General features: G+C 62.8%; 16 protein-coding genes. 9 read left to right on the top strand and 7 right to left on the bottom strand.

What is annotated here, in order from left to right:
* The first annotated feature begins 32 nt into the window (after positions 1-32).
* Positions 33-689: a thiopurine S-methyltransferase gene (locus tag JWV26_RS23160; protein WP_072423852.1), complete on the top strand. Its 657-nt coding sequence runs from the start codon at positions 33-35 to the stop codon at positions 687-689.
* 58 nt (positions 690-747) lie between these two features.
* Here JWV26_RS23160 and htpX read toward each other — a convergent pair whose 3' ends face one another.
* The 3 genes from htpX to JWV26_RS23145 all read right to left on the bottom strand — a co-directional run bounded on the left by htpX (position 748) and on the right by JWV26_RS23145 (position 3,379).
* The gene (gene htpX, locus JWV26_RS23155; protein WP_072423853.1) at positions 748-1,620 is read right to left on the bottom strand and encodes a protease HtpX; all 873 of its coding nucleotides are present in this window, start codon (positions 1,618-1,620) and stop codon (positions 748-750) included.
* A gap of 94 nt (positions 1,621-1,714) precedes the next feature.
* The gene (locus tag JWV26_RS23150; RefSeq protein ID WP_003459949.1) at positions 1,715-2,161 is read right to left on the bottom strand and encodes a hypothetical protein; all 447 of its coding nucleotides are present in this window, start codon (positions 2,159-2,161) and stop codon (positions 1,715-1,717) included.
* 6 nt (positions 2,162-2,167) lie between these two features.
* The gene (locus tag JWV26_RS23145) at positions 2,168-3,379 is read right to left on the bottom strand and encodes a pyridoxal phosphate-dependent aminotransferase (protein WP_072423854.1); all 1,212 of its coding nucleotides are present in this window, start codon (positions 3,377-3,379) and stop codon (positions 2,168-2,170) included.
* A gap of 273 nt (positions 3,380-3,652) precedes the next feature.
* Here JWV26_RS23145 and msrB point away from each other — a divergent pair, with 273 nt between their 5' ends.
* The gene (gene msrB / locus JWV26_RS23140; protein WP_072423855.1) at positions 3,653-4,048 is read left to right on the top strand and encodes a peptide-methionine (R)-S-oxide reductase MsrB; all 396 of its coding nucleotides are present in this window, start codon (positions 3,653-3,655) and stop codon (positions 4,046-4,048) included.
* A gap of 41 nt (positions 4,049-4,089) precedes the next feature.
* Here msrB and JWV26_RS23135 read toward each other — a convergent pair whose 3' ends face one another.
* The gene (locus JWV26_RS23135; RefSeq protein ID WP_175549314.1) at positions 4,090-4,263 is read right to left on the bottom strand and encodes a PA1571 family protein; all 174 of its coding nucleotides are present in this window, start codon (positions 4,261-4,263) and stop codon (positions 4,090-4,092) included.
* Between the two features lie 147 nt (positions 4,264-4,410).
* Between JWV26_RS23135 and JWV26_RS23130 the strand changes: the two genes are divergently transcribed.
* Genes JWV26_RS23130 through JWV26_RS23110 form a run of 5 tightly spaced genes read left to right on the top strand, consistent with a single transcriptional unit; the run spans position 4,411 to position 8,723 of the window.
* On the top strand, positions 4,411-5,526 hold the full coding sequence (locus tag JWV26_RS23130) for an ATP-NAD kinase family protein (protein WP_072423856.1): 1,116 nt from the start codon (positions 4,411-4,413) through the stop codon (positions 5,524-5,526).
* A gap of 9 nt (positions 5,527-5,535) precedes the next feature.
* Positions 5,536-6,126: a DUF1287 domain-containing protein gene (locus JWV26_RS23125; RefSeq protein ID WP_072423857.1), complete on the top strand. Its 591-nt coding sequence runs from the start codon at positions 5,536-5,538 to the stop codon at positions 6,124-6,126.
* Positions 6,123-6,557 carry a thiol-disulfide oxidoreductase DCC family protein gene (locus tag JWV26_RS23120; protein WP_206417913.1) on the top strand — a complete coding sequence of 145 codons (435 nt, stop codon included), beginning with the start codon at positions 6,123-6,125 and terminating at the stop codon, positions 6,555-6,557. Before JWV26_RS23125 ends, JWV26_RS23120 begins: the two co-directional genes overlap by 4 nt.
* Positions 6,550-6,957 (top strand): DoxX-like family protein, encoded by a 408-nt coding sequence (locus tag JWV26_RS23115; RefSeq protein ID WP_206417912.1) that lies wholly within the window; start codon positions 6,550-6,552, stop codon positions 6,955-6,957. The genes JWV26_RS23120 and JWV26_RS23115 overlap by 8 nt, the downstream gene beginning before the upstream one ends.
* 8 nt (positions 6,958-6,965) lie before the next feature.
* Positions 6,966-8,723: an ABC transporter transmembrane domain-containing protein gene (locus JWV26_RS23110; protein WP_072423859.1), complete on the top strand. Its 1,758-nt coding sequence runs from the start codon at positions 6,966-6,968 to the stop codon at positions 8,721-8,723.
* On the opposite strand, the gene rhtA is transcribed toward JWV26_RS23110, so the two are convergent.
* Positions 8,720-9,571 carry a threonine/homoserine exporter RhtA gene (rhtA, locus tag JWV26_RS23105; protein WP_206417911.1) on the bottom strand — a complete coding sequence of 284 codons (852 nt, stop codon included), beginning with the start codon at positions 9,569-9,571 and terminating at the stop codon, positions 8,720-8,722. The two genes, JWV26_RS23110 and rhtA, sit on opposite strands and share 4 nt — an antisense overlap.
* On the opposite strand from rhtA, the gene JWV26_RS23100 reads away from it, so the two are divergent.
* On the top strand, positions 9,522-9,743 hold the full coding sequence (locus JWV26_RS23100) for a hypothetical protein (protein ID WP_206419275.1): 222 nt from the start codon (positions 9,522-9,524) through the stop codon (positions 9,741-9,743). The genes rhtA and JWV26_RS23100 overlap by 50 nt on opposite strands.
* A gap of 60 nt (positions 9,744-9,803) precedes the next feature.
* Here JWV26_RS23100 and ppnP read toward each other — a convergent pair whose 3' ends face one another.
* Both ppnP and JWV26_RS23090 read right to left on the bottom strand, forming a co-directional pair.
* Positions 9,804-10,085 carry a pyrimidine/purine nucleoside phosphorylase gene (ppnP, locus tag JWV26_RS23095; protein ID WP_072423861.1) on the bottom strand — a complete coding sequence of 94 codons (282 nt, stop codon included), beginning with the start codon at positions 10,083-10,085 and terminating at the stop codon, positions 9,804-9,806.
* Positions 10,086-10,206: 121 nt separating this feature from the next.
* Complete coding sequence (locus JWV26_RS23090; protein WP_045735996.1) at positions 10,207-10,755, bottom strand: 3'-5' exonuclease; 549 nt, start codon at positions 10,753-10,755, stop codon at positions 10,207-10,209.
* Positions 10,756-10,947: 192 nt separating this feature from the next.
* On the opposite strand from JWV26_RS23090, the gene JWV26_RS23085 reads away from it, so the two are divergent.
* A complete protein-coding gene (locus tag JWV26_RS23085; RefSeq protein ID WP_079783684.1) occupies positions 10,948-11,820 on the top strand; it encodes an NAD(P)-dependent oxidoreductase in 873 nt (290 codons plus the stop codon).
* Positions 11,821-11,874: the final 54 nt, after the last annotated feature.

Raw genomic sequence — 11,874 nt, 5'->3', positions numbered from 1 at the left:
GTCATTCCTATCGAATTTATGGAGGTTTATTCATGCATGAGGCGTTCTGGCAGGACAGGTGGGCGCGCAGCCAAATCGGTTTTCATCAGGAAAAGGTCAACGGCTACCTGCGTCGTCACTGGCCCGCGCTCGGGCTGGCGAAAGGTGCGGCGGTGCTGGTGCCGCTGTGTGGCAAGAGTCTCGATCTGGTCTGGTTGGCGGAGCAGGGGCATGCGGTGATCGGTGTGGAACTGGCCGAGCGCGCGGTGCAGGATTTCTTTGCTGAGCGTGATGTGCAGCCACAGGTGTCGCAGTACGGTGCGTTCAAGGTCTACCAGGCGGGCACGCTGCGGATTTTGTGTGGCGACTTTTTTGCCTTGGGCCGTGAGGACGTTGCCGAGTGCCGGGCCTTCTATGACCGCGCTGCGCTGATCGCCTTGCCGCCGGAAATGCGCGAGCGCTACGTCGCTCATTTGCAGGCGATATTGCCGGATGCCTGCCAGGGACTGCTGGTGACGCTGGTATACGACCAGCAGCGCATGGATGGCCCACCGTTCTCGGTAGAAGATGCCGAGGTGGACCGGCATTTCACCGCCGGCTGGACGCTGCGCATGGTCGAGGAAAAGGACGTGCTGACGGGGAATCCGCGCTTCGCCGAGAGCGGACTCGCGGCGGTAGACGAGCGAGTCTTCCATCTGACGCGCCGCTAGCGGCGGCCCAATGAAAAAGGCGACCAGAGGGTCGCCTTTTTCGTGTGCAGCCGAAGGATCAGCCCAGGCGGCGCAGTGCCTCGATACGGTCTTCCAGCGGCGGGTGGGTCATCAGCAGGCCGGCCAGGCCGTTCTTCAGGCCGCCGTTGATGCCGAAGGCGGTGAGACTGTCAGGCATATGCACCGGCACACCCTGTTCGGCGCGCAGGCGCTGCAGCGCGGCGATCATCGCGCCGGTGCCGGCCAAGCGAGCACCGGCTTCGTCGGCCTTGAACTCGCGTTTGCGCGAGAACCACATGACGATGATGCTGGCGAGGATGCCCAGTACCAACTCGGCGAAGATGGTCGCGACGAAGTAGCCGATGCCGTGGCCGTCTTCGTTCTTCAGGATCGCCTTGTCGACGAAATTGCCGAAGATGCGCGCGAAGAACATGACGAAGGTGTTCACCACGCCCTGGATCAGCGCCAGGGTGACCATGTCGCCATTGGCCACGTGGCCGATTTCGTGGGCCAGCACCGCACGCACTTCATCGGGGGAGAAGCGCTCGAGCAGACCCTGACTGACCGCGACCAGTGCGTCATTCTTGTTCCAGCCGGTGGCGAAGGCGTTGGACTCGTAGGCCGGGAAGATGCCGACTTCAGGCATCTTGATCCCGGCTTCGCGCGACAGCTCCTCGACGGTCTGCAGCAGCCACTGTTCGTGACGGGTGCGCGGCTGGGTGATGATCTGCGTGCCGGTGCTCATCTTCGCCATCCACTTGGAGATGAACAGCGACACCAGCGAGCCGGCGAAACCGAACACGGCGCAGAAAATCAGCAGGCTGCCATGGTTCTGGCCGGTGAAGCGGTCGACCCCCAGCAGTTTGAGGGTGATGCTGGCGATAACCAGAACCGCCAGGTTGGTGGCCAGGAACAACATAATGCGCATCATGGTGTGAACGGACTCCTCACGGGGAAAGACGTACGAGTAATGCCGGCTATATAAGGGCGCCCCCCTGGGGCTTTCAACCAGCGACTATTTCAAACTATGTCTCTTGACCCTGTAGCGTGCTCTCGAACAGCAGGCGAGTGAGGCGGGCGGTGCGCTCGCCGTGCTGCTGGGCCAGGGCCTCGCGCAGTTGAAATGCCAATGTGGCGTGTACGCGGCGCACGCTTGGCGGCAGCACTTCACCCTCGCGCAAAGCGTGGGGAATGGCGCGCGACAGGCGCAGAAAACCTTTCTCGCTCAGCACCGCCTGATCCAGCGCGTCGTAAGCGATTGTCGACTCGAAGCGCAGATAGCCTTCCTCGGCCAGCCACAGCAACGCGCCGAGACAGGCCTGGTGACGCTTGCTGGGCAGGCCGAATTCGTCCGGCTCCTCGCGCCCGATCAGGTCTTCCACGTAGAGCGCCATCTTGCGCGGGAAGGCCTGATAGAGCATGAGCAGGCCGCTGGCGGCGTCCTTGTAGAAATCGTCGATCTGCAGATCCATGTCGGCTTACTGGCTGTAACCTTTGAGGAAGTTGCCGATACGACCGATGGCCTGCTCCAGGTCGTCGACGCGGGGCAGGGTGACCACACGGAAGTGATCCGGCCACGGCCAGTTGAAGGCGGTGCCCTGGACGATCAGCAGTTTTTCCGACAGCAGCAGGTCGAGGACGAACTTTTCGTCGTTGTGGATCGGGCAGATCTTGGGGTCGATCTTCGGGAAGGCGTAGAGCGCGCCCATGGGCTTGACGCAGCTGACCCCGGGAATGTCGTTGAGCAGTTCCCAGGCGCGGTTGCGCTGCTCCAGTAGGCGGCCGTTGGGCAATACCAGGTCATTGATGCTCTGGTAGCCGCCGAGCGCGGTCTGGATCGCGTGCTGGCTCGGCACGTTGGCGCACAGACGCATGTTGGCCAGGATATCCAGGCCTTCGATATAGCTCTGCGCCCGGTGCTTGGGTCCGGAGATGGCCACCCAGCCGGAGCGGAAACCCGCCACGCGGTAGCTCTTGGACAGGCCGTTGAAGGTCAGGCAGAGCACGTCCGGTGCCAGCGAGGCGGTGCTGATGTGCACGGCCTCGTCGTAGAGGATCTTGTCGTAGATCTCGTCGGAGAAGATCACCAGGTTGTGTTGGCGCGCCAGTTCGACGATATCCAGCAGCACTTCCCTGGAGTACACCGCGCCGGTCGGGTTGTTCGGGTTGATCAGCACCAGGGCCTTGGTATTGGGCGTGATCTTGGCGCGCATGTCGGCGATATCCGGGAACCAGCCAGCCTGCTCGTCGCACAGGTAATGCACCGGCTTGCCACCGGACAGCGCCACGGCAGCGGTCCACAGCGGATAGTCGGGTGCGGGGATGAGCACCTCGTCACCGTTATTGAGCAGTGCCTGCATGGCCATCACGATCAGCTCGGAGACACCGTTGCCGAGGTAGATGTCCTCGATGGTGACGCCTTCGACCTGCTTCTGCTGGTAATACTGCATCACCGCCTTGCGCGCGCTGAACAGCCCCTTGGAGTCGCTGTAGCCCTGGGCGGTTGGCAGGTTGCGGATGACGTCCTGGAGAATTTCTTCCGGTGCCTCGAAACCGAACGGCGCCGGGTTGCCGATGTTCAGCTTGAGGATGCGATGGCCTTCCTCTTCCAGACGCTTGGCGTGCTTGAGCACCGGCCCGCGAATGTCGTAGCAGACGTTGGCGAGCTTGTTCGATTTGCTGACCTGCATGTAAGGATTCCCGAGCTATGGAGAACCCACTGAAGTACGCTGCAAAATTCTCCCGGCAGGGAATCTTGGCAGCCCGTAACGTGGGTGACAGACTGGGGTCGAATCATACGTGGCGACCTGAGCGCGGCAAAGGTATCAGCCCTGCTTTTTTCTGGCCTGCCACGCGGCGCACAGAGGCGCTGCAGTCGCAGAAACCTCACTCTCGAAGCTGCCAGATGCTGGTGCTGCCTGTACTGCTGCGTATTGCCCAATTACCGAGGAGGAACCCCATTCGTGGATAAAGTCGACAAACCCCTGGATAGCTGGCGCGAAGAGCTGACTGACGAGCAATTTCATGTCTGTCGTCTGGGCGGCACGGAGCGGCCGTTCACTGGCGCTTATCACGACAGCAAGACCCCAGGCATTTACCACTGCGCCTGCTGTGGCGAGGCGCTGTTCGATTCGGATGCCAAATATGACTCTGGCAGCGGTTGGCCGAGCTACTATCAGCCGATCAACGACGAGGTGATCGCCAGCCTCGACGACTACAGCCATGGTATGCATCGAATCGAAGTCAAATGCGCCAAGTGCGACGCGCATCTGGGGCACGTGTTCCCTGATGGCCCCCGTCCGACGGGGTTGCGCTACTGCATCAACTCACTGTCGCTGAAGCTGGTGCCACGCGATTGAGGCAGGCACGCCAGGCACATTGCGTGCCTGGCGCCTTGGGTTCAAGTCTGCTGGCTGGCGCGCTGGCGGCCTTCTTCCAGGGCGTCGCAGGCCTGTTTGATCATCTCTTCGGTAATGGGCACTTCGCGGCCCTGACCATCAATGATAAAACCGCCCACCGGCGCCTGTTGATGTTTGTTGGTGGGGTACTGGGCAGCGTTGTCTTGCAAGCTCATGGCCTGTCTCCTCATCAGTAATGCGCGCCAGTCTAGGGCTGTTAGATGAAGGCGCGGTGACAGTTGCGACGGCGGAACTCCGTCACAAAACACATTGCGAAAGTCGTATTGCAGGCTGCGTGCCAGCCTGTGTGGAACGAGGAATTCATGTCGCGTTTTCATATCGGTTTGATCATCAATCCACTGGCCGGGCTGGGTGGTCCTGCAGCCTTCAAGGGCAGCGACGGCATGGCCGAGCAGGCGCTGGCTCTGGGTGTCGAGCCAAAGGCAGTGCAACGTACACGCACCGCGCTTGAGCAGTTGTTGACTCTGCATGAGCGCATCGAGTTCGTCAGCTACCCGGGCGCCATGGGTGGCGATCTTTTGGCGCAGATGGGCTTCGAACATCGCCTGCTGGGGCAGGTCGGTGCGCAGCCGACCACTGCCGAAGACACCCGCCAGGCAGTGCAGCAGCTACAGGACGCCGGTGTGGCGCTGATTCTCTTCGCAGGCGGTGATGGTACTGCGCGTGATGTCTGTGCCGCCGTCAGGGACGGCCAACCGGTGCTGGGTATTCCGGCGGGGGTGAAGATCCAGTCCGGCGTCTACGCCATCAGCCCGCGAGCGGCAGGCGAGCTGACTGCGCGCCTGGTGGAGGGCGGCCTGGTACGACTGGCCAGCGGTGAGGTGCGTGACATCGACGAAAGCGCCCTGCGCGAAGGCCGCGTCACCGCGCGCTGGTACGGCGAGCTGTGCGTGCCGCAGGAGGGCGGCTACGTGCAGGCGGTCAAGCAGGGTGGTGTGGAGTCCGAAGAGCTGGTGTTGGCTGATCTGGCCGCCTGGCTCGAGAGTGAGTGGGAACCGGGTGCGCGCTACGTGTTCGGTCCCGGCTCGACCTTGCACGGTCTGGCGCAGAATCTTGGCCTGGAAACCACCTTGCTCGGCGTCGATGTGATCGAGGATGGCCGAGTCATCGCCCGCGACGTCAATGAAGTCGAGCTGTTCGCCCTGGTCGAAGGGCACCCGACTTATCTGCTGGTCACCGCGATTGGCGGTCAGGGCCATATCATCGGCCGCGGCAACCAGCAGATCAGCCCGCGCGTGCTGCGCACCGTTGGCCTGGAGCGCCTGCGGGTGGTGGCGACCAAGCGCAAGCTGGCAACACTGGAAGGCCGGCCGCTGCTGGTCGACAGTGGCGACGTGAGCCTGGACGACGCTTTTCCCGATGTAGTGCGGGTCTGGGCCGGTTATAAGGAAGAACTGCTGTACCCCCTGAGTCGATAGGAGATCGATATGCGCATGCTGATCGCGCTGCTGCTCTGGTCGCTGGCGTTTGCTGTGCAGGCCATCGAGGCGGACAGGCTGGTGCTCGATGCTCGCCAGCAGGTCGGCGTGACCCTGAGCTATGACCCGGCTTATCGCCGCCTGAGCTATCCGGGCGGCGACGTGCCCATGGCCACCGGGGTCTGCACCGACGTGGTGATCCGCGCACTGCGTCAGCAGGGGCTGGATCTGCAGGAAGCGGTGCATCGCGACATGCGCGGCAACTTCTCCGTCTATCCGAAGAATTGGGGGCTGAGTCGCCCGGACAGCAATATCGATCACCGCCGTGTGCCCAACCTGATGACCTGGTTCAAGCGTCAGGGCTGGTCGTTGCCGGTCAAGCAGGATGCCGCGGCATACCAGCCCGGCGATATTGTCACCTGGGATTTGGGTCGTGGCCTCACTCATATCGGCATCATCAGTGATCGTCAGGCGCCAACGGCTACGCCGCTGGTGCTGCATAACATCGGTCGCGGCACGCAGGAGGAGGACATTCTGTTCGCCTACCGCATCACCGGCCATTACCGCCCGCTTGCCCAGCGGGCGAGCGCTGCGCAATGACCAGGCAATCGCTGCCGCCCGGTCTTGCCGCTGGCGAGCGCGTGGTCCTGTTCGACGGCGTCTGCAAGCTGTGCAACGGCTGGGCGAAGTTTCTCATCCGTCATGATCGGCAGCTGCAGTTTCGTCTGGCCTCGGTGCAATCGGTGCAGGGCCAGGCATTGCTGGCCTGGCATGGGCTGCCGACCGACCGTTTCGACACCATGGCGCTGATCGATGAGGCGGGGCTGCATGTACGCTCGGACGCGCTGCTGCGCATCCTTGTTCGCCTGCCACAGCCCTGGCGTGCGCTTGCCTGGCTGCGTCTTATCCCGCGCCCGCTGCGCGATTGGTGCTATGACCGCATCGCGCTGAATCGCTATCACCTGTTCGGGCGGCACGAGGTCTTCTTGCTGCCCAGCGCGGACCATGCCGAGCGTTTTTTGCATGACTGAACGGCGTCTGGCGCAGATCGCCTGGCTCGCTCGCTTGGCTCTGGCACTGGTATTCATCTGGCACGGCCTGGCGCCGAAGATTCTCTGGCTCAGCCCTGACGAGGTGGCGATGATCGCGGCCCATGGTCTGCCAGATCATCCGCTGTTCGCCCCGCAGCTGATCGCGGCTGTCGGCGGTATTGCCGAGTTCCTTCTGGGCGTCCTGCTGCTGACGGTGCGGCGCCAGCGTTGGCCCTTGCTGGTCGCTGGCGGGGTGTTGCTGGTATTGCTGCTTGATGTTGTGCTGCTGAGCCCCCATCTGTTGATTCAGGCGTTCAATCCGCTTTCGACCAACCTGGCTGCGCTGGCCTTGTGCGCAGTGGCCTGGCTGGCTGAAGCGCCCTCGGCTGCTGACTCCTGAGACCCGTCATGACATCCATGCTTTCTTCTCGCCAGCGTGGCGCCATACGCCTGGCCTGGCGCTTTATTGCGCCTTATCGCGGCCGAGTGTTGGGCGCGCTGCTGGCCCTGATGTTCACCGCGGCAATCACCCTGTCCATGGGCCAGGGCATCAAGCTGCTGGTGGATCAGGGACTGGCCACGCAGTCGCCGGCCGCGCTGCGCCAATCCCTGCTGCTGTTCTTCGTGCTGGTATTGGCGCTGGCCTTCGGCACCTACACGCGCTTCTACCTGGTGTCGTGGATCGGCGAGCGTGTGGTCGCGGATATCCGTCGACGGGTATTCGATCACCTGATCGAGTTGCATCCCGGTTTCTACGAAAGCAATCGCAGCTCGGAAATCCAGTCTCGGCTGACCGCCGATACCACCTTGTTGCAGTCGGTGATTGGCTCGTCGCTGTCGATGGCACTGCGCAATCTGATCATGTTGATCGGTGGCAGCGTGCTGCTGGTGGTCACCAATCCCAAGCTCAGCGGTATCGTTCTGTTGGCTCTACCCTTGGTGGTGGCGCCTATCCTGCTGTTCGGCCGTCGTGTGCGCGCGCTGTCGCGGCAGAGCCAGGACCGCGTGGCCGATGTCGGCAGTTATGTCGGTGAGGTGCTGGGGCAGATCAAGACGGTACAGGCCTACAACCACCAGAATGAGGACAAGCGCCGTTTCGGCGAATCCGCCGAGGCCGCCTTCGATGTGGCGCGCAAGCGCATCGCCCAGCGTTCCTGGCTGATCACCGTGGTCATCGTGCTGGTGCTCGGTGCGGTGGGGGTGATGCTCTGGGTCGGCGGTATGGACGTGATCGCCGGGCGTATCTCCGGTGGTGAGCTGGCGGCTTTCGTGTTCTACAGCCTGATCGTTGGCTCGTCCTTCGGCACGCTGAGCGAGGTGATCGGTGAATTGCAGCGCGCCGCAGGCGCCGCCGAGCGTATCGGCGAGCTATTGCGTGCCAGTAATGCCATCGTGGCGCCAGAACAGCCGCAGCATCTGCCACAACCGGTACAGGGGCGTATCGAGCTGCAGGATGTGCGTTTCGCCTATCCGTCGCGTTCGGACAGCTACGCCATCGATGGCGTCGACCTGCAGGTGGCGGCAGGCGAGACGCTGGCACTGGTGGGGCCGTCCGGCGCTGGCAAGTCGACGCTGTTCGATCTGCTGCTGCGTTTCTTTGATCCGCAGGGCGGGCGCATCCTCATCGACGGCGTGCCGATCGATCAGCTTGATCCGCGCGAGCTGCGCGCCAGTTTCGCCCTGGTTTCGCAGAACCCCGCGCTGTTCTTCGGCTCGGTGGAGGACAACATTCGCTATGGTCGTCTGGATGCCAGCCAGGCCGAGGTGGAGGCAGCCGCGCGGGCAGCGCATGCGCACGAGTTCATTCAGCGCCTGCCACAGGGTTACCAGACTCATCTGGGGGAGGCCGGGCTCGGGCTATCCGGGGGGCAGCGTCAGCGCCTGGCGATTGCCCGTGCCTTGCTCGCCGATGCGCCTATCCTGTTGCTCGATGAGGCTACCAGCGCGCTGGATGCCGAGAGCGAGCACCTGATCCAGCAGGCGCTGCCGTCGCTGATGGCCGGGCGTACCACATTGGTGATCGCCCATCGCCTGGCTACGGTCAAGCAGGCGGATCGCATTGCGGTGATCGAGCATGGCCGTTTGGCTGCCATCGGCAGCCATGCCGAGCTGATCGAGAGTAGTCCGCTCTATGCGCGTTTGGCCGAGTTGCAGTTCGGCAACTAGCTCTTGGGTTTGATGGTCGTGGCTGCCCCGGCCGAGGCGATGATGATCGCACCGACGGCCAGCCACTGGCCCCAGAGCAGCTTCTCGCCGAGAAAGGCCAGGCCGCACATTGCCGCGACTGCCGGCTCCAGGCTCATCAGCACGCTGAAAGTGCGTGCGGGCAGGCGCGTCAGGGCGATCATCTCCAGGCTGTAGGGTAGGGCCGAGGACAGCACCGCGACACCGAGGGCGATGGGTAGCAGGTCCACGCTCAGCAGGTCCGTGCCGGCATGCCAGATGCCAATGGGCAAGACCAGCAAGGCGGCGACCCAGGTGCCCAGGGCGACGGTGTGGCGGCCATGCTGGGCGCCGGCTTTCTGCCCGAAGATGATGTACAGCGACCAGCACACACCCGCGCCGAGGGCCAGAGCTGCGCCGAGAGGGTCGATGGCGCTTTGCGTGGCGCCGGTTGGCAGCAGCATCCATAACCCGATGATGGCCAGAATCACCCAGACGAAGTCCAGCAGGCGGCGCGAGGAAAACAGCGCCAGAGCCAGTGGGCCGGTGAATTCCAGCGCCACGGCGATGCCCAGCGGGATGCTCTGCAGGGACATGTAGAACATCAGATTCATGCCGCCCAGCGCCAGGCCGTACGCGAGCAGGGCATGGCACTTGCGCAGATCCAGTTTGGCCCGCCAGGGCTGCATCACCAGCGACAGAATGATCGCGCCGAGCACCAGGCGCAGGGCTGTGCTGCCTTCGGCGCCGACCAGCGGGAACAGGTTCTTGGCCAGCGACGCGCCGCTCTGGATCGAAACCATGGCCACCAGCAACAAGGCAATGGGGACGAGAAGTGCACTGCGTGACATGGGCTATATCCAGGTGGTGATCATCAAAGAAAAACCGGCCGCTGGGGCCGGTTCTTCGTGGCGCCTGGTGGCTGCCAGGCCGTTGAAAACACGTAGGCGAGGCAGGCAAGGCAAGGCAAGGCAAGGCAAGGCAAAAGTGACCGAAAAAGCTGAGTTTACAGGCTGTAAATGAGCATTTTGACTGGGCTCGCAAACGCGGTATTGCCAACGTAGGTAGTTTTTCAACGGCCTGTTAGCGGTATTCGCAGAGGTAGGCGGTGTCTACGGCCACCTTGAGCTGGAACTTGCTGTTGGCCTCGACGGTGAACGTGCTGCCGGCTTCGAAGGTGTTCCAGCTGTCGCTACCCGGCAGTTTGACGGTCAGGGCGCCGGCGATGACATGCATGACTTCCAGTTGGCTGGTGCCGAATTCGTATTCGCCCGGGGCCATTACGCCGATGGTGGCAGGGCCTTCAGCCATGGTGAAACCGATGGATTTGACGGTGCCGTCGAAGTATTCGTTGACCTTGAACATCTGCGATTCCTCGAAAGGGGTTGGAAAAGTTGCAGGGAGCCATTTTAAACGTCGCGTAGCGACGGCCCGAAGGTAGGCTTTAAAAGGGCCGCCAGTATGCCCAAGCGCCTTTTCTTCGTCATCAGTCTTTGAGAGGCAGTACCAACGGCAACAGGCGCGCGGTGTTGCGTGCATCTTCCAGGGCGCGGTGTTGTTGTCCCTGAAACTGCATGCCGGCCAGCTGCAGCGCGCTGTGCAGGCCTACCGGGCGCTGTAGCTGGCGAGCCTTGGCGAAAGCCTGCTTGAGATTGAGGTGTGGCACATCGGCCAGCAGACTATGCAAGCGGTGCTGGCGCCACTCCTGTTCCAGTTGACGTCGATCATAATCCCCCCAACTGCTCCAGCCGACCAGGCGTGAGGCGTGCTGCATCAGCCAGCGTTCGAACTGAGCCCAGACTTGAGGTAAGGGTGCTGCATTGTCGACGTCGGTCTGGCTGATGTGGGTGAGTTCGCGGCAGAAGTCGGTCAGGCACGGGCGGCGCTGTGGTTTGACGATGCGCTGAAAGTGATCCCGCTCATGGCCATCCACGCCAACCAGGCTGGCGCCGATCTCGATGATTTCCATTTCCTCCATCGCCCAGCCGCCCTCATCGGTGGTGGCCTCCAGGTCGATGACTAGCCAATGCCCCATGGGCGCTCCTTAGAACCTGTCTGCGATCTGTTGCGCTTCGGCCTCGCTGCATGGAAAAGGTTCCTGGCATCAGGGCCAAGGCTCCAAGCTCAAGCACCCGTTCTGAATAGAACCGCAGGCAGTATGGAAGGCCTTTTCGACCAGGGCAAACGTCGTGTTAGGCTCTGGCGCCTATATCTGCAGGAGGTTGCTATGGCAAAGGTCGCGTTTCTCGGTTTGGGCGTCATGGGGTATCCGATGGCCGGGCATCTGGCTCGCAAAGGGCATCAGGTGACGGTCTATAACCGCTCGCCGGGCAAAGCCGAGCAATGGATGGGCGAATACGCCGGCAGCTCTGCGCCGACCCCGCGTGAGGCGGTGGCGGGCGCCGAACTGGTGATGTGTTGCGTCGGTAACGATGACGACCTGCGCAGCGTGATTCTGGGCGAGCAGGGTGCGTTCGCCGGTATGGAGCCGGGCGCCATTCTGGTCGATCACACCACCGCCTCGGCCGATGTGGCACGTGAGCTGGCCGCTGTTGCGGCCGAGCGTGGCCTGGGTTTTCTCGATGCGCCGGTATCCGGTGGTCAGGCCGGTGCAGTCAATGGCGTGCTGACCGTGATGGTCGGTGGCGAGGCCGAAACCTATGCGATTGCCGAACCGGTCATCCAGAGCTACGCGCGGATGATGCGCCTGATGGGGCCGGCCGGCAGCGGCCAGTTGAGCAAGATGGTCAATCAAATCTGCATCGCCGGGCTGGTTCAGGGCTTGGCAGAGGCGCTGAACTTCGCTCAGTGCGCAGGGCTGGATGGCCATGCGGTGGTCGATGTGATCAGCAAGGGCGCGGCGCAGTCCTGGCAGATGGAAAACCGCTACAAGACCATGCTGGCGGGCGAGTTCGATTTCGGCTTCGCGGTCGACTGGATGCGCAAGGATCTGTCGATCCTGCTCGACGAGTCGCGTCGCAACGGCGCACAGCTGCCGGTGACGGCGCTGGTCGATCAGTTCTATGCTGACGTTCAGGCCATGGGTGGTGGGCGTTGGGATACCTCCAGCCTGCTGGCGCGCCTGCAGCGTAACCGCTGATCGCCAAAGGCCTCGACGGACGGCGCGCGCCTCATTAGGATCGCCGCCGTTCGC

The organism is Ectopseudomonas toyotomiensis, assembly GCF_017167985.1.
Taxonomy (GTDB): domain Bacteria; phylum Pseudomonadota; class Gammaproteobacteria; order Pseudomonadales; family Pseudomonadaceae; genus Aquipseudomonas; species Aquipseudomonas toyotomiensis.
The sequence above is the reverse complement of the archived record's forward strand: the minus strand, read 5'-3'. Positions and strand labels throughout refer to the sequence as shown.

Coding starts and splice junctions, on each gene's coding strand:
- JWV26_RS23115 (WP_206417912.1), top strand. CDS start 6,550: ATGACTGAACGGCGTCTGGCGCAGATCGCCTGGCTCGCTCGCTTGGCT.
- JWV26_RS23150 (WP_003459949.1), bottom strand. CDS start 2,161: ATGGATCTGCAGATCGACGATTTCTACAAGGACGCCGCCAGCGGCCTG.
- JWV26_RS23090 (WP_045735996.1), bottom strand. CDS start 10,755: ATGGGGCATTGGCTAGTCATCGACCTGGAGGCCACCACCGATGAGGGC.
- JWV26_RS23125 (WP_072423857.1), top strand. CDS start 5,536: ATGCGCATGCTGATCGCGCTGCTGCTCTGGTCGCTGGCGTTTGCTGTG.
- htpX (WP_072423853.1), bottom strand. CDS start 1,620: ATGATGCGCATTATGTTGTTCCTGGCCACCAACCTGGCGGTTCTGGTT.
- JWV26_RS23145 (WP_072423854.1), bottom strand. CDS start 3,379: ATGCAGGTCAGCAAATCGAACAAGCTCGCCAACGTCTGCTACGACATT.
- JWV26_RS23120 (WP_206417913.1), top strand. CDS start 6,123: ATGACCAGGCAATCGCTGCCGCCCGGTCTTGCCGCTGGCGAGCGCGTG.
- JWV26_RS23135 (WP_175549314.1), bottom strand. CDS start 4,263: ATGAGCTTGCAAGACAACGCTGCCCAGTACCCCACCAACAAACATCAA.
- JWV26_RS23110 (WP_072423859.1), top strand. CDS start 6,966: ATGACATCCATGCTTTCTTCTCGCCAGCGTGGCGCCATACGCCTGGCC.
- ppnP (WP_072423861.1), bottom strand. CDS start 10,085: ATGTTCAAGGTCAACGAATACTTCGACGGCACCGTCAAATCCATCGGT.
- JWV26_RS23160 (WP_072423852.1), top strand. CDS start 33: ATGCATGAGGCGTTCTGGCAGGACAGGTGGGCGCGCAGCCAAATCGGT.
- JWV26_RS23100 (WP_206419275.1), top strand. CDS start 9,522: ATGGCCACCAGCAACAAGGCAATGGGGACGAGAAGTGCACTGCGTGAC.
- JWV26_RS23130 (WP_072423856.1), top strand. CDS start 4,411: ATGTCGCGTTTTCATATCGGTTTGATCATCAATCCACTGGCCGGGCTG.
- rhtA (WP_206417911.1), bottom strand. CDS start 9,571: ATGTCACGCAGTGCACTTCTCGTCCCCATTGCCTTGTTGCTGGTGGCC.
- JWV26_RS23085 (WP_079783684.1), top strand. CDS start 10,948: ATGGCAAAGGTCGCGTTTCTCGGTTTGGGCGTCATGGGGTATCCGATG.